The organism is Variovorax sp. Varisp41 (assembly GCF_047325085.1).
Classification (GTDB): domain Bacteria; phylum Pseudomonadota; class Gammaproteobacteria; order Burkholderiales; family Burkholderiaceae_C; genus Variovorax.
Map to the genome: position 1 here is coordinate 2,032,812 of NZ_CP168540.1, position 16,736 is coordinate 2,049,547.

17 protein-coding genes are annotated in these 16,736 nt (G+C 71.5%); 9 read left to right on the forward strand and 8 right to left on the reverse strand.

The window, feature by feature from the left end:
• Positions 1-14: 14 nt before the first annotated feature.
• Positions 15-398 carry an arsenate reductase (glutaredoxin) gene (gene arsC, locus ACEN9J_RS09600; RefSeq protein WP_413763930.1) on the forward strand — a complete coding sequence of 128 codons (384 nt, stop codon included), beginning with the start codon at positions 15-17 and terminating at the stop codon, positions 396-398.
• Here arsC and ACEN9J_RS09605 read toward each other — a convergent pair.
• From ACEN9J_RS09605 to ACEN9J_RS09615, 3 genes are all read right to left on the reverse strand, one after another.
• Positions 395-2,077, reverse strand: coding sequence for an ATP-binding cassette domain-containing protein (locus ACEN9J_RS09605; RefSeq protein ID WP_413763931.1), 1,683 nt, complete (start codon positions 2,075-2,077; stop codon positions 395-397). The genes arsC and ACEN9J_RS09605 overlap by 4 nt on opposite strands.
• Before the next feature lie 183 nt (positions 2,078-2,260).
• Positions 2,261-3,010 (reverse strand): sulfite exporter TauE/SafE family protein, encoded by a 750-nt coding sequence (locus tag ACEN9J_RS09610; RefSeq protein WP_057596137.1) that lies wholly within the window; start codon positions 3,008-3,010, stop codon positions 2,261-2,263.
• A 40-nt stretch (positions 3,011-3,050) separates the two neighbouring features.
• A complete protein-coding gene (locus ACEN9J_RS09615; RefSeq protein WP_261215800.1) occupies positions 3,051-4,307 on the reverse strand; it encodes an MFS transporter in 1,257 nt (418 codons plus the stop codon).
• An 89-nt stretch (positions 4,308-4,396) separates the two neighbouring features.
• Here ACEN9J_RS09615 and ACEN9J_RS09620 point away from each other — a divergent pair, with 89 nt between their 5' ends.
• From ACEN9J_RS09620 to ACEN9J_RS09635, 4 genes are all read left to right on the forward strand, one after another.
• On the forward strand, positions 4,397-5,293 hold the full coding sequence (locus ACEN9J_RS09620) for an AraC family transcriptional regulator (protein WP_057596140.1): 897 nt from the start codon (positions 4,397-4,399) through the stop codon (positions 5,291-5,293).
• A gap of 54 nt (positions 5,294-5,347) precedes the next feature.
• Complete coding sequence (locus ACEN9J_RS09625; RefSeq protein ID WP_057598302.1) at positions 5,348-6,040, forward strand: phosphatase PAP2 family protein; 693 nt, start codon at positions 5,348-5,350, stop codon at positions 6,038-6,040.
• Between the two features lie 138 nt (positions 6,041-6,178).
• Positions 6,179-6,421 carry an acyl carrier protein gene (locus ACEN9J_RS09630; RefSeq protein WP_057597863.1) on the forward strand — a complete coding sequence of 81 codons (243 nt, stop codon included), beginning with the start codon at positions 6,179-6,181 and terminating at the stop codon, positions 6,419-6,421.
• Positions 6,418-7,641: a beta-ketoacyl-[acyl-carrier-protein] synthase family protein gene (locus ACEN9J_RS09635; RefSeq protein ID WP_413763932.1), complete on the forward strand. Its 1,224-nt coding sequence runs from the start codon at positions 6,418-6,420 to the stop codon at positions 7,639-7,641. The genes ACEN9J_RS09630 and ACEN9J_RS09635 overlap by 4 nt, the downstream gene beginning before the upstream one ends.
• Before the next feature lie 13 nt (positions 7,642-7,654).
• On the opposite strand, the gene ACEN9J_RS09640 is transcribed toward ACEN9J_RS09635, so the two are convergent.
• Complete coding sequence (locus ACEN9J_RS09640; protein ID WP_413763933.1) at positions 7,655-8,548, reverse strand: LysR substrate-binding domain-containing protein; 894 nt, start codon at positions 8,546-8,548, stop codon at positions 7,655-7,657.
• A 149-nt stretch (positions 8,549-8,697) separates the two neighbouring features.
• On the opposite strand from ACEN9J_RS09640, the gene ACEN9J_RS09645 reads away from it, so the two are divergent.
• The 4 genes from ACEN9J_RS09645 (at position 8,698) to ACEN9J_RS09660 (ending at position 13,368) form a co-directional block, all read left to right on the forward strand.
• The gene (locus ACEN9J_RS09645) at positions 8,698-10,044 is read left to right on the forward strand and encodes a M20/M25/M40 family metallo-hydrolase (RefSeq protein WP_413763934.1); all 1,347 of its coding nucleotides are present in this window, start codon (positions 8,698-8,700) and stop codon (positions 10,042-10,044) included.
• Between the two features lie 80 nt (positions 10,045-10,124).
• Positions 10,125-10,580, forward strand: a complete 456-nt coding sequence (locus ACEN9J_RS09650; protein ID WP_413763935.1) for a DUF2501 domain-containing protein — start codon at positions 10,125-10,127, stop codon at positions 10,578-10,580.
• Positions 10,581-10,724: 144 nt separating this feature from the next.
• Positions 10,725-12,470 (forward strand): SulP family inorganic anion transporter, encoded by a 1,746-nt coding sequence (locus ACEN9J_RS09655; RefSeq protein ID WP_057595837.1) that lies wholly within the window; start codon positions 10,725-10,727, stop codon positions 12,468-12,470.
• A 10-nt stretch (positions 12,471-12,480) separates the two neighbouring features.
• On the forward strand, positions 12,481-13,368 hold the full coding sequence (locus ACEN9J_RS09660) for a LysR substrate-binding domain-containing protein (RefSeq protein ID WP_413763936.1): 888 nt from the start codon (positions 12,481-12,483) through the stop codon (positions 13,366-13,368).
• 15 nt (positions 13,369-13,383) lie between these two features.
• On the opposite strand, the gene ACEN9J_RS09665 is transcribed toward ACEN9J_RS09660, so the two are convergent.
• From ACEN9J_RS09665 to ACEN9J_RS09680, 4 genes are all read right to left on the reverse strand, one after another.
• Positions 13,384-13,971, reverse strand: a complete 588-nt coding sequence (locus tag ACEN9J_RS09665) for a DUF3299 domain-containing protein (RefSeq protein ID WP_057595839.1) — start codon at positions 13,969-13,971, stop codon at positions 13,384-13,386.
• A 46-nt stretch (positions 13,972-14,017) separates the two neighbouring features.
• Entirely contained in the window at positions 14,018-14,452 is a 435-nt protein-coding gene (arfB, locus tag ACEN9J_RS09670; protein ID WP_413763937.1) for an alternative ribosome rescue aminoacyl-tRNA hydrolase ArfB, read from the reverse strand.
• A gap of 235 nt (positions 14,453-14,687) precedes the next feature.
• Positions 14,688-15,872, reverse strand: a complete 1,185-nt coding sequence (locus tag ACEN9J_RS09675; protein ID WP_413763938.1) for an acetyl-CoA C-acyltransferase family protein — start codon at positions 15,870-15,872, stop codon at positions 14,688-14,690.
• A 46-nt stretch (positions 15,873-15,918) separates the two neighbouring features.
• On the reverse strand, positions 15,919-16,713 hold the full coding sequence (locus ACEN9J_RS09680) for an enoyl-CoA hydratase/isomerase family protein (protein WP_413763939.1): 795 nt from the start codon (positions 16,711-16,713) through the stop codon (positions 15,919-15,921).
• Positions 16,714-16,736: the final 23 nt, after the last annotated feature.

Genomic DNA, 16,736 nt, shown 5'->3' on the forward strand with positions numbered 1-16,736 from the left:
CCGATAATCGCGTCATGACCCGCAAAGAAGCCACCACCGACTACCCGATGACGATCTACCACAAGCCCAACTGCAGCACCTCGCGCAACGTGCTGTCGTTGATCCGCGAAAGCGGCGTGGAGCCCGAGATCGTCGAATACCTGAAGACGCCGCCGTCGAAGAAGAAGCTGCGCGAGCTCGCCGACGCGATGGGCCTGAAGGCGCGCGAGCTGCTGCGCACCAAGGAAGAACCGTACGCCGCGCTGAAGCTCGAAGACCCGAAGTGGAGCGACGACCAGATCCTCGGCTTCATCGTCGAGCATCCGATCCTGCTGCAGCGCCCGATCGTGGTGTCGCCGCGCGGCACGCTGATGTGCCGGCCCTGGGAGCGGGTGCGCGAGATCCTGCCTGCCGCCTAAGGGCTGTCCGATTCGCGCAGTGTCCAGCCGTTGTCGCGGGACGCCAGCCGATGGGTCAGCGCGAGCGCGTCGAGAAAGCGCGCATCGTGCGAGGCCACGACGAGCACGCCCGGGAAGCTTTGCAGCGCCTGCTCGAGCGCGAGCACCGAGGCGATGTCGAGGTGGTTCGTGGGCTCGTCGAGCAGCAGCATCTCGGCCGGCTCGCCGCTCCACAGCGCGCAGGCCAGCGCGGCCTTGAGCCGTTCGCCGCCGCTCAGTTGCGCGAGCGGCCGCAGCACTTCGGCCGCACCGAGCCCCAGCAGCGCGAGCCGGGTGCGCAACTCGCCTTCTGGCAGCGGCGAATACAGCGCATCGAGCTGCCGCAGCAATGACCTATCGAGCGGCATCGCGGCGCCGCCGTCCTGATCGAGCCATGCCGAGCGCAGCGGTGCTTCGCAACGCCCGGCGATCGGCGCCTGCTGTCCCGCGAGCATGCGCAGCAGGCTGGTCTTGCCGCAGCCATTGGGGCCGCCGATGCCGATGCGCACGGGGCCATGCAGGCACAGGTCCAGCGGTTTCGCGCCGGCCGGCCGTGCGGGCACCGCGCCCTCGAGCCACAGGACGCGGCGCCCGGCGGGAACCACCGAGCCCGGCAGCGCGAGTGCGACCGCGGACGCAGGCGCCACGCCGGCCGCTGCCTCGCGCACGGCGGCATCGAGCGCCGCGCGACTCTCGCGCTGCCGCTCGTGCTCGCGTCCCGCGTGGGCCTCGGCATTGCCCTTGAGGCGGCCCAGGTAGAGCCCGCCTAGATTGGCATCGCGCGCCCAGGCCGCGCCGCGTGCGCTGCGCCGCTGCTGCGCGTCGTGCTGCCGGCGCAGTTCGCGCAAGGCGGCGTCGCGCTCGTGGCGCGCGTGCGCAAGCCGGGCCTGCGCGGCATCGACCTCGCGCTCGCGCCAGTCGCTGTAGGCCTGCCAGCCGCCGCTGCAGCCGCGCAGGTCGCCGGCCGGCGTGATCTCGACGATGCGGTCCATGCCCTCGAGCAGTTCGCGGTCGTGGCTCGCGACCACCACCACGCCGCGCCAGGCCGCGAGCCGCTCGCGCAGCCAGCGCCGTGCATCGGCATCGAGATGGTTGCTGGGCTCGTCGAGCAGCAGCGCATCGGCGCCCGAGAGGAAGGCGCCGGCCAGCGCGACGCGGGTGCGCTCGCCGCCGCTCAGGCTGTCGGCGCGGCGGTCGATGGCGCAGGGCAGGCCCGCGTCGGCGAGCGCGGCCGCGAAGCGCGCGGGCAGGTCCCAGCAGCCTTCGGCGTCATCGAAATCGGCGGGCGTGGCATGACCGGCCTCGATGCGCGCGAGCGCGGCGAAGGGACGCGCGAGGCCCGCGAGCGCGGCCAGGTCCGCATCCGGCGCGGCGCCGGCGTTCTGCGCCACGTGCACGCGGCGCGAGGGCCGCACGATCGCGCCTGCCGTGGGTTCGCGCCGGCCCGCGAGCAGGTCGAGCAGCATCGACTTGCCGGCGCCATTGCGCCCGACCAGCCCGATGCGCCCGGGCTGGAAGGTCGCGCAGAGATCGTCGAACAACAGATGCCCGCCCGGCAGCGCGAGGCTGGCGTGGCGCAGCTCGAAGCCGGCGGTGGAAGAAAGAGAAAAGGAAGCGTCCGGCCCTGAACCCGGGCGCGGTGCGTGCGTGCGATGAGCCATGCCGGCCCTCCGATGAATCGTTGGCAAGGCGATGCACGGTGGTCATGCATCGCGGCGATCAAGGAAGGCTCAAAGGCGCATTTCGGGGGGACGCTCCGGAAAAAACGAAGGGCCGCGAAAGGCCCCGGGCCGTTTTGGAGGCGGGCCTCGCGCGAAGGTTCCGCGACTTTTCCTCTCTCTTCTTCAGCGCCGCAGCAGCACCGGCAGCGCCGAGGCCAGCATCGCCACGCCCGAGGCCGTCAGCAGGCCCAGCACGATCTTGCGGAAGGTGGCCTCGCTGATGCCGATGTACAGCCGCGCGCCGAGCCGCACCGGCACGAACACGGCCACCGCGACCAGGCCCAGCAGCGGGATGGTCGATATGGCGACGCCGCCGCGCGCCACGTGCAGCGAGAAGGCCACCACCAGCATCGTGAGGTTGAAGTTCTGGATCACCGCGCGCTGGGTGTCGCGCTCGAAGCCGCGCAGGGTGCACCACAGCGTGGGCACCACGCCCGAGAAGCCGCCGATGCCGGCCATCGCGCCGCCGATGGCACCGGCCACGCCGTCGGCCACCCGGCCGCCGAAGCGCACGCGCGGCAGCCGCTGTGACATCAGCATCGCGGGGCACCACAGCACCAGCACCGCGCCGAGGCAGACCTTGAACAGCTCGACGTCCAGGTGCGGCAGCAGCCAGACGCCGAAGGGAATGCCCGCGAGGCCGCCGGCGACGAAGGGCCAGAGCAGCTGGCGGTCGAAGCGGCGGCGTACGCTGAAGGCGGTGATCAGCTGCCCGGTCATGCCGCCGAACAGCGCGAGGATGGCCGCGAGCTGCGGGTCGAGCGTCCAGGCCCAGACCGACATCGACACCATGCTGAACGCAAAGCCGGACAGGCCCTGCACGAATCCCGCCAGCACCGCGCCGACGATCACATAGAGATACAGGGCCTGCATGGCGGCCGATGATATCGGCGGCCGCGCGGCGCTGCAGGGATCAGGCCGAGGCCGGCACCAGTGCCGTGCGGCGCACGCGCGTCACGTTGAAGGCGCTCGCGATCAGCACGCCCTGCACGAGCGCCAGGCCCACGATCACGGCCACGTACTGGCCATGGTCCATGAGGCGGCCGAAGATCAGCGGCGCCACGGCCTGCCCGATGTCGAGGCCGGCGTAGACCACGCCGTAGACGCGGCCGGTGGCATTGGGCGGCGTCGAGCGCTTGACCAGCAGGTCGCGCGAGGGACCGGCCACGCCCGAGACGAAACCCATGGCGCCGAACAGCACCGGCACCACCAGCGGCGGGAAGTCGGCGAAGGCCAGCACCAGCGCCAGCGCGGCGGCGATGCCGAAGCCCAGGCCCACGATGCGCTCGCAGCGCGAGGGATCGGAGGCCAGGAAGCCGCCCGCCACCATGCCGGCCGAGCTCGCCACCATGTAGACCGTGAGGCACACCGCCACGATACCGACCGGCACCGCGTGCAGGTGGCCGGCCGCGACCGGCGCGAAGGTCTGGACCACGCTGATCACGGCCGCATAGAAGAAGAAGAAACCGAAGCACATCCACACCGCCGGGATGCGCAGGAAGTCGAACTGCCCGCCCACCGCGGCCTCGCCCTGGCCGGTGGCCTTGTGCACCGCCTTCACGTCGAGGTCGAGCACGCGGCGGTAGGCCCACAGCACCAGCAGCACCACGATCGCGAGCGCGCCGGCCGAGGCCAGCGCCACGCGCCACGAGGTGGCGATGGCGATCGGCACCACGAAGGCCGGCGCCAGCGCCCAGCCCAGGCTGCCGGTGATGCCGTGCACGCTGTAGGCATGGCCCAGGCGCGTGGGCGCGACCTTGCGGTTGAACAGCGTGTAGTCGACCGGGTGGAACACGCCGTTGCCGATGCCGCCGACCACGGCGCACAGCAGCAGCATCCAGTAGCTCTGCGCCGCCGCGTAGCCGAAGGCCGCCAGCCCCAGCGCGCCCAGGCCCACGAACAGCACCGGCCGCGGGCCCAGCTTGTCGACGATGAAGCCCGAGGCCGCCTGCACGATGCACGAGACCACGAAGAACACCGTCAGCACCGCGCCCAGCTCGGTGTAGCTCACGCCGAAAGCGTCCTTGAGCCACGGGAACAGCGGCGCCAGGATCAGCTGGCTGAAGTGGCTGATCGCATGCGCCAGCCCGACCAGGCCGATCAGTTGGGCGTCGCTGCGCAGGGTGGTCGGGGAGGTGGCGTTGGGAGGGGTCGAGGCGGAGGAAGACATGGATTGCTACAAAAAACCGGGGCAAGCCCCGATGCTATGTCCGGGCTCGGCGGCAGAATGGCGATACCGCGACAACATTTGTCGAAACTATGCCAAGCGAGCTCCCCACTCCCGCGGACGGCGTTCCGCGCCCCGACAAGCCGCGCGCGGCCCCGGTGCCCGCGCCGGTCACCAGCGTGGCCTCGCTCACGCCGCACCTGTACGCGCCCGACGCGGTGCGGCCGCTGCGCGCCAAGGAGCACTTCCTGAGCGCCGACACCTTCGTCGAGCTGCACCAGCATCCGTGGCCGCAGCTGACCTTCTCCACCCGCGGCGTGATCCGCCTCAACACCCAGGACGGCAGCTACATCGTGCCGCCCTCGCGCGCGGTCTGGGTGCCGGCCGACATGCCGCACAGCATCATGCTGATCGAGGACGCGGAGCTGCGCACCATCTACCTGCATGCCTGGCTGGGCCCGGCCTGGGAGAAATGCGAGGTGCTCGAGATCAGCCCGCTGCTGCGCGCGCTGATGCTGGCGCTGGACACCACGCCCGACGGCCTGCCGCCCACCGACGCGCATGCGCCGCAGCGCGAACGCATGATCGCGCCGCTCCTGGTCGACGAACTCGAGCGCGCCACGCAGATCCGCATCGACGTGCCGCTGCCCGCCGACAAGCGGCTGCGCCAGCTCTGCGAGGCGCTGCTGCGCAACCCGGCCGACCGCGCCACCCTGGCCGAGCGCGCCGCCAGCATCGGCGCGAGCGAGCGCACGGTGGCGCGCATGTTCCGCGACCAGCTCGGCATGAGCTGGCAGCAGTGGCGTCAGCAGGCGGTGATGGCGCACGCGCTGCCGCTGCTGGCGCGCGGCATGGCCGTGAGCCAGGTGGCGGCCGCCAGCGGCTACGCCACCGACAGCGCCTTCTGTGCCATGTTCAAGGCCGCCACCGGGCGCTCGCCGACCTCGTTCCAGCACCGCAAGCGCGGTCCCTCGTCCGCCCACGCCTGAGGTGCTTTTCGGGGGCGGTCACGGGGCTCTGGCAAGATCGGCCGCCACCCCGCCATGAACCGACCGCTCCCCCTGCCCCTGCCCGCCGCGCCGGCCACGCCCACCTGGGGCGCCGAGATCGGGCGCCGCGTGCGCTGCCTGTTCCTGCTGAAGGCGGTCGGCACCACGGTCTTCACCTGGCTGTTCTTCATCGGCTACTTCCACCTGCTGCGCAACCCGGCCTTCCCGGTCACGGTGATGCCGCTGACTGCGCTCGACGCGCTGATCCCGTTCCAGCCCCACTTCCTGGGCGCCTACCTGTCGCTGTGGCTCTACGTGGGCGTGGCGCCCGGGCTGCAGCCGAACTTCCGCGAGCTGCTGGTCTACGGCTTCTGGGTCGGCGGGCTGTGCCTCACGGGGCTGGGCCTGTTCTACCTGTGGCCGACGCAGATACCTCCTCTGGCCATCGACGTTTCGGGCTATGCGGGCTTCGAGATGCTGCAAGGCGTGGACGCCGCCGGCAATGCCTGCCCCTCGATGCACGTGGCGGTGGCGATCTTCACCGCGGTGCGGCTCGAGCACGTGCTGCGCGAAGCCCGCACGCCGCTGTGGCCGCGGCTCTTGAACTGGCTCTGGTTCGCGGCCATCGCGTGGTCGACGCTGGCGGTCAAGCAGCACGTGGCGCTCGACGCGCTGGCCGGCGCGTTGCTCGGACTGGCCTTCGCGCTGCCCTCGCTGCGCTGGCGTCCGGGTTATCGAGCACGCTGACTCCCCCTTACGGCCGGCATGTCCCTGCGGTGGGAGCGGATATCATTGGCGCTCACCGACCCTAGACATACGCCGAGCGAGGAAGGGATCGATTGCAATCGATCAGCGGCTGGCAAGAGAGACCACAGGCATCGCACGATGAGTTCGCTGAAGGAATTGCAGGACCTGATCCAAGAGAAGTACGGCATCGAACCGTCGACGCTCGACCCCCATGCCTCCATGCGGGAGAAAGGCGGGCTCGATTCGCTGGCGCTGGCCGAATTCCTGTTCGCCATCGAAGACCACTTCGGCATCACCATGCCCGACGAGGACGCCAACATCGACACGCTGGCCGAACTGGCCGTGCTGGTCGACAAGGTCCGCGCCGCCAAGCCAGCGTGAACACGCCCTCGGAGGTCGCCGTCACCGGGCTGGGCGTCGTCGCCCCGCACGGCGACCATCCCGACACCCTGTTCGAGGCCCTGCTGCAGGGCCGCTCGGCCATCGCGCCGGTGTTCCCCGAACTCCCCAAGCCGGCCGCCGCCGCCACCGTCGCCTTCGACGAGAGCCGCTGGTTCACCAAGCTGCAGCTCGCGGGCGTCGACCGCGTGAGCCAGCTTGCGGTGGCTGCCGCCGACCTCGCGATGCGCGATGCCGGCATTCCCGCCCTCGCCGACAGCGGCCTCGACGCCGAGCGCGTGGGCGTCTATGGCGGCTGCGGCATGGGCGGCGCGGCCGCGCTCGAGGCCGCCTACCGCGGCAACGGTCGCGTGTCGCCGCTGACCATTCCGGCCTTCATGCCCAATGCGCCGGCGGCCCACGTGTCGATGCGCCAGGGCGTGCAGGGCCCGGTGCTCACCTACTCGGTGGCCTGCGCCTCGTCGTCGGTGGCGATCGCCGAGGCCGCCAAGGCGATCCAGCGCGGCGAGGTCGATCTCGCCATCGCGGGCGGCAGCGAAGCGCTGATCGTGCCCGGCGTGGTGCTGGCCTGGCAGGCCATGATGACGCTGGCCGGCTTCCAGAGCGGCGAGGCGGCGCAGGCGGTCAGGCCCTTCGCGGCCGACCGCAGCGGCTTCGCGCTCGGCGAGGGCGCGGCCTTCGTGGTGCTCGAGTCGGCCGAGCGCGCGCGCCGGCGCGGCGCGCGCATCCATGCGCTGGTCGCCGGCTGGGGCCTGAGCAGCGACGCCACCCATCTCACCAAGCCCGACGCGCCCGGCCAGGCGCGCGCATTGCGCTCGGCCCTGCGCCAGGCGGATCTGGCGCCGCGCGACGTGGGCTACTGCAACGCGCACGGCACCGCCACCCGCATCGGCGACGTGGTGGAACGCAATGCGCTGGCCGCGGTCTGGGGCGACGATCTCGACGGCCTGCGCACCAGCTCGACCAAAGCGCTGCACGGCCACCTGCTCGGCGGCGCCGGCGCGCTCGAGGCGGTCATCACCATCCTCGCGCTGCGCGAACGCCGGCTGCCGCCCAACGTGAACGGCGGCCAAATCGATCCCGACTGCGCGCTGAACCTGGTGGCGCCCGGCGACGCCGAGGCGCCCGCGCTCGAGGCGGCGATCAGCAATTCCTTCGCCTTCGGCGGCACCAACTCCGTGCTGCTGTTCCGCCGCGCCTGAGGCCCTGCCCCACTCAGGCGGTGGGCAGCTCGCAGATCCATTCGACGAAGGCCGTCACCAGCGGATCGGCCGCCCGGTTCGGCGGCACGAACACGCTGTAGCCGCGGCGCGAGGGCGCCTCGTGCGCGCAGGCCAGCGCCAGTTCGCCCGAACGCAGCGCACGCTCCACGAAATAGCGCGGCACCAGGCCCACGCCGAGGTCGGCGCGCACCGCCTCGAGCAGCATGGAGAACAGGTCGAAGCGATGGCCGGCGACGAGGTTGTCGGGCGCCTGCGTCGCAACCGGCGCCTGCGCGAACCACTCCTCCCAGGCGCCGAGCCGCGTGCGCAGATGAAGCAGGCGCGCGTCGCGGAAATCGCCGCGCGCCATCCGGTCCCGGCCGGCCGCGCCGGGCGCGCAGACCGCCACGCAGGCCTCGGGCATCAGCGGCCGCGCCTCGGCGCCCGGCCACACGGCGTCGTCGTACTGCACGCCGACGTCGAAGGGCATGTCCTCCATGTAGAGCAGCGTCGGGAACACCTGCAGGTGCAGGCTGCAGCCCGGCTGGCGCGCGGTGAAGCCCGGCAGCCGCGGCAGCAGCCAGCCCTCGGCCAGCACCGGCACCGCGCCCACGATCAGCCGCAGGCCGTCGGTGCGCCGGGCCATGGCCTCGAGCGTGTGGTCCTGCAGCCGCAGCAGGTCGCCCGCGATCTGGCCGTGGTAGCGGCGGCCGGCCTCGGTCAGCGTGGTGCCGCGCGCCGAACGCTGCACCAGCCGCACGCCGATCTGGGTCTCGAGCAGCCGCAGCTGCTGGCTCACGGCGCTGTGCGTGAGGCACAGCTCCTCGGCGGCGCGGCTCACGCCGTGGTGGCGCGCGACCGCGTCGAAGACCAGCAGCGCGCGCGTGCTCGGGATGTGGCGTTTCATCGTCATCGTTAGAAAAACTGACAGCAACGAAGATTAAACCCGAGCGCGATGCTCATCCCCCGATAAGAATCGCCGGCGGCCCGTCGCGGCGAATCCATGGCGCGACGGTTTTTCTTTCAACCCAGACCTCCACCGCCCGGATCTCCCGCATGCCCCGCTCCTCGTTTCGCCTCGCCCCCATCGCCCTCGCCCTGCTCTGCGCCGCCGGCGCGGCCCTCGCCCAGGGCAGCGCCATCGCCAACCCGCCGCAGGTGCGGCCCGAGGTCGACAAGGCCTACACGCAGCTGATGGCAGCGCCCGCGGTCCAGAAGCTGCTCGAGGCGGTGAAGGCCGACCACGAGCGCTCGGTCGAGGACCTGAAGCTGCTGACCGAGATCGAGGCGCCGCCCTTCAAGGAACAGAAGCGCGCCGAGGCCTTCCTCGCACGCATGAAGGCGCTGGGCCTGGCGGACGCGAAGATCGACGCCGAAGGCAACGTGGTCGGCCTGCGCAAGGGCACGGGCCACGGCCCGAAGCTGCTGGTCTCGGCGCATCTAGACACCGTGTTCCCGGCCGGCACCGACGTGAAGGTCAAGGAACGCGACGGCAAGCTCTACGCCCCGGGCATCTCCGACGACACGCGCGGCCTGTCGGTGCTGCTGTCCTGGCTCAAGGTGCTCAACGACAACAAGGTGCAGACGCAGGGCGACCTGCTGTTCGTCGGCAATGTCGGCGAGGAGGAACTCGGCAACCTGCGCGGCATGAAGGCGATCTTCCGCGACCACCTCGACATCGACGGCATGGTCGGCCTCGAGCCGGCGGCCGACGGCACGGTGCTGATCCTCGGCACCGGCAGCCACCGCTACGAGGTCAGCTTCAAGGGCCCGGGCGGCCACAGCTACGGCGCCTTCGGCCAGGTGCCGAGCGCGATCCACGGCATGGGCCGCGCCATCGCCAAGATCGCCGAGGTACGCACGCCGAGCTTCCCCAAGACCACCTTCACGGTAGGCACGGTCGGCGGCGGCACCTCGGTCAACACCATCGCGCCCGATGCCCGCATGGCGATCGACATCCGCTCGGACGACATGGGCTCGCTGCTCGAGGCCGAGAAGAAGATCCTCGCCACCCTCGACGAAGCAGTGGCCGAGGAGAACAAGCGCTGGAACGTCAACACGCTGAGCGTGAGCACCAAACTGATCGGCGACCGGCCGGGTGGCCGCACGCCGCCCGATTCGGTGATCGTCGAGGCCGCCACGCGCGCCAACGCGGCTTTCGGCCACAAGACGCTCTTGACCGGCGCCAGCACCGACGCCAACGTGCCGATGGCGCTGGGCATCCCGGCGATCATCATCGGCGGCGGCGGCAAGACCGGCGGCTTCCACGCGCTCAGCGAATGGATCGACGTGACCGACGGCTGGAAGGGCGCGCAGAACTCGCTCGTGACGGTGCTCGGGCTGGTCGGCGTGGCCGGCGTGAGCGAGCCGCTGCTGCCCAAGCGCCCGGCGCGCACGCGCTGAGCCGGTCCGAGGCGACCTCCTCGCGCCACCGGGGCGGCGTATGCTGTGCCCGCATATCCATTCGCACCAAGGAGGTCGCCATGAAGAAGTTCCGTTCCACCCTGATCGCGCTCGCCCTGCTCGCGGCCGGCGCCTCGGCCAACGCCGAATCGAAGCTGCTCGACCAGCTCAAGAACCAGATGGGCGGCGGCGCGGCGAGCAGCGCCGGCAACAGCAGCGGCGGCGCCGGCGGTCTGGCCGAGAACCTCGGCTTCGCCATGCCCGCGATCGGCAACAACACCATGGGCAACGCCGCCGGCGTGCTGCAGTACTGCATCAAGAACAACTACCTGGGCGGCGGCGACGCGGCCTCGGTCAAGGACAAGCTGATGGCCAAGATCACCGGCCAGAAGCAGCAGCAGAGCGGCTTCGCGAGCGGCGCCAAGGGCCTGCTCAAGGGCGGCGACGGCCAGACGCTCAACTTCAAGCTGCTGAGCTCGAAGGTCAAGGAAAAGGGCTGCGACTACGTTCTGAAGAACGCCACCAGGCTGCTGTGAGGGCGAGCCGGGCGCCGCGCCCGGGGTAAACCGCGCTGCCCGCGGCGTGGCGGCGCACTAACATCGGGCGGTCGCGGCATTTCCCCTCCCTTCGTTCCCCTGCCGCGTCCGCCCACGCCCCGCGTGCGCGACAGACCGCCTTCCATGACGCCGCCACCCGCTCCTTCCGCTTCCTCTCCCTCCCTGCGCCAGCGCCTGGCGCGCTGGATTCCCTGCCTGGGCTGGCCGCGCCCCTCCGCCGCGCTGCTGCGCGGCGAGGCGCTGGCCGGCATCACGGTCGCGCTGATGGTCATCCCGCAAGGCGTGGCCTATGCCGCGCTCGCGGGCATGCCGCTGGTCACCGGCGTCTACGCGGCGCTGTTCCCGGCGCTGATCGCCGTGATGTTCAGCTCCTCGCAGCGGCTGTCGGTCGGGCCGACCGCGCTCACCAGCCTGCTCGTGGGCGCCTCGCTCGCGCCGCTGGCGGTGGCCGGCAGCCCCGAATGGGTGGCGATGGCGGTGTGGCTCACGCTGATGTCGGGCGCGATCCAGATCGTGCTGGGCGCGGGCGGCTTCGGCTGGATGCTGCGGCTGGTGAACTCGCCGGTGCTGATCGGCTTCACGCAGGGCGCGGCGGTGCTGATCGCGATCTCTCAGCTGCCGGCGCTGCTGGGCTTCACCGGCCGCACCATCCCGCAGGTGCTCAGCGGCGACGGCCCCCTGCCCGACCTCACGGCCATCGCCTTCGGCCTCGGCGGCATCGCCGTGCTGTGGCTGGGCAAGCGCTTCGTGCCGCGCTTTCCCACCACCATGGCGCTGGTGGGCGGCGCGGCCGCGCTGAGCTGGGGCATCAGCTATGCGCTGCGCGGCGGCGCGGTGGTCGGCAGCCTGCCCTCGGGCCTGCCCGATTTCTACTGGCCCGGCCTGCTGCCGGCCCACACCTTCGGCGCGCTGGTGCTGCCGGCGCTGATGATCACGCTGGTGAGCTTCCTCGAGACCGCCTCCAGCGCCAAGGTCGACAACGCGCGCGCCGGCACGCTGTGGAACGAGAACCAGGACCTGATCGGCCAGGGCCTGGCCAAGCTGGCCTCGGGCTTCACGGGCGCCTTTCCCACCAGCTCCTCGTTCTCGCGCTCGGCGATCACGCTCTATGCCGGCGCGCAGACCGGCTGGGCCACGCTGTTCAGCGTGGTGGTGGTGGCCGGCGCGCTGCTGTGGCTGATGCCGCTGCTCTACCACGTGCCGCAGGCGGTGCTGGCCTCGGTGGTGGTGACGGCCATCCTCGGGCTGGTCAAGCCCTCGAGCTTCAAGGCGCTGTGGCGCATCTCGCGGCTCGAGGCCGGCATCGCCATCGGCACCTTCGTGCTCACCATCGCGACCGCGCCCAGCATCTACTGGGGCGTGCTCGGCGGCCTGCTCGCGAGCCTCGCGAACTACATGTACCGCCACCTGCATCCGCGCATCATCGAGGTCGGCCTGCATCCCGACGGCAGCCTGCGCGACCGCCACTTGTGGAAGCTGCCGCCGCTCGCGCCGCACCTGCATGCGCTGCGCATGGACGCCGAGCTCGACTTCGCCTCGGCCTCCACGCTCGAGCGCGCGCTCACGGTGGCGCTGGCCGACCGGCCCGACCTCACCGACGTGTGCCTGTTCGCCCAGCCGATCAACCGCATCGACATCACGGGCGCCGAGGTGTTCGGCTCGATCCGCCGCATGCTCGAGTCGCGCGGCGTGCGGCTGCACCTGAGCGGCCTCAAGCTGCCCGCGATGCAGGTGCTGGAGCGCGCCGGCCTGCTGGCGCCCGGGCCGATGCTGTTCAGCTACCGCACCGACGGCGAGGCGCTGGCCGCGCTGGTGCCGCGCATCGAGGTGCCGCTGCCGGCCGAGGCCGAGGTCCAGGCCGCGCACTGAGCGAGCGCCCATGAAGACCACGATCGAGGAACTGCTGGCCTTCCGCACCGTGGTCGACACCGGCTCGATCACGGCCGCGGCCGAGCAGCTTTCGCAGACGGTCTCGGGCGTGAGCCGCGCGCTGAGCCGGCTCGAGCAGAAGCTCGACACCACGCTGCTGCGCCGCACCACCCGGCGTCTCGAGCTGACCGAGGAAGGCGCGGCCTTCCTGCAGCGCACCCGCGGCATCCTCGACGCCATCGACGAGGCCGAGGAGCAGATGGCCGCGCGCCGCGGGCAGCCCGCGGGCCGGCTGCGCGTGAATGCCGCCTCGCCCTACATGCTGCATGCGGTGGTGCCGCTGGTGGCCGAGTTCCGCCGCCGCTTTCCGCAGATCGAGCTCGAGCTCGACACCGACGACCTGCCGATCGACCTGCTCGAGCGCCGCACCGACATCGCGATCCGCATCGGCCCGCTGCGCGACTCCACGCTGCATGCGCGGCCGCTGGGCACGCACCGGCTGCGCGTGCTCGCGAGCCCGGCCTACCTCGAGGCCCATGGCCGGCCGCGCAAGGTGGAGGAGCTCGCGACGCACACGCTGCTGGGCTTCACCCAGCCCGAATCGCTCAACCGCTGGCCGCTGCGCGGCCCGCACGGCGACGAATGGCAGATCGCGCCCAGTCTCGCGGCCTCGAGCGGCGAGACCCTGCGCCAGCTCGCGCTGGCCGGCGTGGGCATGGTGTGCCTGTCGGACTTCATGACCGCGGCCGACCGCGCGAGCGGCGCGCTGGTGCAGGTGCTGGCGAAGGACACGGTCGACGTGCGCCAGCCGGTCAACGCGGTCTACTACCGCAACACGCAGCTGTCGGCGCGCATCACCTCGTTCCTGGATTTCCTGGCCGAGCGGCTCGCGGACTGAGCCGCGTGGCGCAGGCTACTGTGCCTTGGCGACGAAGGGCTCGACCGCCGCCGAGCGGATCTCGTAGCCGCTCACGCCCATGTCGGCCGAGGCATAGCGCGCCGCGCGCAGGGTGCCGCGCACATGCACCGTGTCCATCGCGTGCAGGCCCTTCACCGTCTCGTGGGCGATCACGCGCACGATCTGGTTGGCCGGCGGCGGCGGCGTGTGGATGCAGGCGCCGAAGTACGGCACCAGCAGGAACTCGCGGATGCCGTCGGGCGAGGCGTCCAGCGGCACCACGAAGCCGGTCAGGCGGCCGTCGACACCGTCGAGCGCCACGTTCACCGGCGCGTTGTCCCAGACCGCGCGCATCTCGTCGAGCATCTGGATCGCGCGCGGGTCGTTGTCGCGCAGCGATTCGAGGCTGATGTTGCGGTAGCGCTGGGTCGGGTCCCAGCTCTTGGGGATCAGTTCCTCCCACTTGAGCTCGGGCGCCACGCCGGCCGCCGCGGTGGCCGGGGCCGCTCGCTCGGGTCCGCAGCCGGCCAGCAGGCCCGCGGCCAGGGCCAGCGCGAGGGCGGCGGCACGCGCCGGAGCGAAAGGCTTCGTCGGAAAACTCATCGACAGGATTGTGCAAGCGCCGCGTGACCGCAGGTTTAAGCGGGACTTAAGCGGCTTTCCCGCCCCTTTCAGTCCCCCGGACCGGCCCGCGCAGGCTCTTGACCTGCGAGCGCTGGCTCTTGCCCTCGAGCCGGCGCTGCTTCGAACCGTAGGTGGGCTTGGTGGCGCGCCGCACGCGCGGCACCGTCGCCACGCTGTCGACCAGCGCCTGCAGGCGCGCGACGGCATCGGCGCGGTTCATCTCCTGGCTGCGGTGCTGCTGGGCCTTGAGCACCAGCACGCCCTCCTGCGTGATTCGGCTGTCGCGCAGCGCGAGCAGCCGCTCCTTCAGGTCCTCGGGCAGCGAGCTCGCGCGGATGTCGTAGCGCAGATGGACCGCGCTCGAGACCTTGTTGACGTTCTGCCCGCCCGCGCCCTGGGCTCGGATCGCGCTGAAATCGATCTCGGATTCGTCGACGAGGATGGGGGGATGGCGCTGCACGGGCTGCATTGTGCGCGGTGCGGCGAAGCGGGAAGCCGGGGAGATCGGTCTGGAAGGAGGCATGTCGCGTCGGGCAGACCACCCCGCCCGACGCGCTGCACACACCCGGAGTCCTCTCCTCGAATCGCTCGCTCCTCCTCTCCAGGCAGGCAGAAGATTAGCGGCGGCCCGGCGTCGGGTCCTCCTCCTTGTGGAGGATGCCGCCACACACCGGCTTCTGTTCCTCGCCCCGCGATCAGACGCGCTCGAACACCGCGGCGATGCCCTGGCCGCCGCCGATGCACATCGTGACCAGCGCATAGCGGCCCTGCACGCGGTGCAGCTCGGCGATCGCCTTCACCGCGATGATCGCGCCCGTGGCGCCCACCGGATGACCCAGCGAGATGCCCGAGCCGTTGGGATTGACCTTGGCCGGGTCGAAGCCCAGCTCCTGGATCACCGCGCAGGCCTGGGCCGCGAAGGCCTCGTTCGACTCGATCACGTCGAAGTCGCTCACCTTGAGGCCGGTGCGCTCGAGCACCTTGCGCGTGGCCGGCACCGGGCCGATGCCCATGTAGGCCGGCTCCACGCCCGCGTGCGCATAGCCCACGAGGCGCGCCAGCGGCTTCAGGCCCTCGGCCTTCGCGCGCGCGCCCTCGGCCAGCACCAGCGCAGCGGCGCCGTCGTTGATGCCCGAGGCGTTGCCGGCCGTGACCAGGCCGTCCTTCCTGAAGGCCGGCTTCATCTTGGCGAGCGTCTCCACCGTGGTGTCGGCGCGCACGTGCTCGTCGGTGTCGAACAGCACCACGCCCTTGCGCGTCTTGACCTCGACCGGAACGATCTGCTCCTTGAAGCGGCCCGCGGCGATGGCGGCCGCGGCACGCTGCTGGCTGGCCACGGCCAGCGCGTCCTGCTGTTCGCGCGTGATGCCGTAGCGCGCGGCCACGTTCTCGGCCGTGATGCCCATGTGGATCTTCTCCCACGGGTCGTGGAGGGTGCCGAGCATGTAGTCGACCAGCTGCACGTCGCCCATGCGCGCGCCGTAGCGCGCCGCGGTGTCGAAGTACGGGCCGCGGCTCATCGACTCGGAGCCGCCGCCGATCGCGATGTCGCAGTCGCCGAGCGCGATCGCCTGCGCCGCCGAGACGATGGCCTGCAGGCCCGAGCCGCAGAGGCGATTGACGTTGAAGGCCGGCGTCTCGATCGGGCAGCCGGCATCGATGGCGGCGACGCGGCTCAAGTAGGCGTCCTTGGTGTCGGTGGGGATCACGTTGCCCATCACCACGTGGCCGATGGCCGCGGGCGCGACGCCGCTGCGCTCGATCGCGGCCTTGACCGCGGTGGTGGCCAGCTGGGTGTTGGGCACGTCCTTCAGCGAACCGCCGAAGGTACCGATGGCCGTGCGGGCGCTGCCGACGACGAAGATCTCGCGTGAGGTCATGAACTGCTCCTGGATGAAATGAACAAGAAAAAAAGGGGGAAAGGGATCAGCGGCCTTCGAAGCGCGCCGGCTTCTTGGCGAAGAAGGCGTCGACGCCGCTGCGGAAATCCTGGCTCGCGGCGCAGACCTGGAAGGCCGCCGATTCGGCCTCGAGCTGCGCCGGCAACTCGCGCTCGAAGCTGCCGCGCATCAGCCGCCGCAACTGGCCCAGCGCCACGGTCGGCCCATGGGCCAGGCGCTGCGCCAGCGCCATCGCCTCGCCGGCCAGCGCATCGGCCGGCAACACGCGGTTGATGAGGCCGATGCGCTCGGCCTCGGCCGCGTCGAGCATGTCGCCGAGCATCGCGATCTCGAGCGCGCGGCGCAGCCCGACCCAGCGCGGCAGCGCCCACGAGGCGCCGACGTCGCAGCTCGCGCCGATGTTGACGTAGGCCAGGTTGAAGCGCGTGCCCTCGGCCGCGAGCACGAAGTCGGCCTGCAGCATCAGGCTCAGGCCCGCGCCGGCCGCCACGCCGTGCACCTGCGCGACCACCGGCGCGTCGATGGTGGCGAGCACTTCCAGCGCCTCGTGCAGCGGGCCGATCAGCGCGGCCGCGCCGCCCTGCGGATCGGCGCTCAGCAGCGCGAGGTCGCCGCCGGCCATGAAGCCCTTGCCGGCGCCGCTCATGAGCACCGCGCGCACCGAACGGTCGGCCGCGATAGCGCGCACCGCCGTGAGGAAGGCCTGCGCCATCGGCACGTCGATGGCGTTGAGCGCCGCCGGGCGGTTGAAGCGCAGCGTGGCGACAGCGCCTTCGCGGCCGAACTCGAGCGGGGTGTCGGGAGTGGTGGTGTCGTTCATCTTTGTCTGCTCCATGGCATGGG

Excerpts from the sequence above, each read along its gene's own strand:
- arsC (WP_413763930.1), top strand. The coding sequence starts at position 15 with ATGACCCGCAAAGAAGCCACCACCGACTACCCGATGACGATCTACCAC.
- ACEN9J_RS09605 (WP_413763931.1), bottom strand. The coding sequence starts at position 2,077 with ATGGCTCATCGCACGCACGCACCGCGCCCGGGTTCAGGGCCGGACGCT.
- ACEN9J_RS09610 (WP_057596137.1), bottom strand. The coding sequence starts at position 3,010 with ATGCAGGCCCTGTATCTCTATGTGATCGTCGGCGCGGTGCTGGCGGGA.
- ACEN9J_RS09615 (WP_261215800.1), bottom strand. The coding sequence starts at position 4,307 with ATGTCTTCCTCCGCCTCGACCCCTCCCAACGCCACCTCCCCGACCACC.
- ACEN9J_RS09620 (WP_057596140.1), top strand. The coding sequence starts at position 4,397 with ATGCCAAGCGAGCTCCCCACTCCCGCGGACGGCGTTCCGCGCCCCGAC.
- ACEN9J_RS09625 (WP_057598302.1), top strand. The coding sequence starts at position 5,348 with ATGAACCGACCGCTCCCCCTGCCCCTGCCCGCCGCGCCGGCCACGCCC.
- ACEN9J_RS09630 (WP_057597863.1), top strand. The coding sequence starts at position 6,179 with ATGAGTTCGCTGAAGGAATTGCAGGACCTGATCCAAGAGAAGTACGGC.
- ACEN9J_RS09640 (WP_413763933.1), bottom strand. The coding sequence starts at position 8,548 with ATGAAACGCCACATCCCGAGCACGCGCGCGCTGCTGGTCTTCGACGCG.
- ACEN9J_RS09645 (WP_413763934.1), top strand. The coding sequence starts at position 8,698 with ATGCCCCGCTCCTCGTTTCGCCTCGCCCCCATCGCCCTCGCCCTGCTC.
- ACEN9J_RS09650 (WP_413763935.1), top strand. The coding sequence starts at position 10,125 with ATGAAGAAGTTCCGTTCCACCCTGATCGCGCTCGCCCTGCTCGCGGCC.
- ACEN9J_RS09655 (WP_057595837.1), top strand. The coding sequence starts at position 10,725 with ATGACGCCGCCACCCGCTCCTTCCGCTTCCTCTCCCTCCCTGCGCCAG.
- ACEN9J_RS09660 (WP_413763936.1), top strand. The coding sequence starts at position 12,481 with ATGAAGACCACGATCGAGGAACTGCTGGCCTTCCGCACCGTGGTCGAC.
- ACEN9J_RS09665 (WP_057595839.1), bottom strand. The coding sequence starts at position 13,971 with ATGAGTTTTCCGACGAAGCCTTTCGCTCCGGCGCGTGCCGCCGCCCTC.
- ACEN9J_RS09675 (WP_413763938.1), bottom strand. The coding sequence starts at position 15,872 with ATGACCTCACGCGAGATCTTCGTCGTCGGCAGCGCCCGCACGGCCATC.
- ACEN9J_RS09680 (WP_413763939.1), bottom strand. The coding sequence starts at position 16,713 with ATGAACGACACCACCACTCCCGACACCCCGCTCGAGTTCGGCCGCGAA.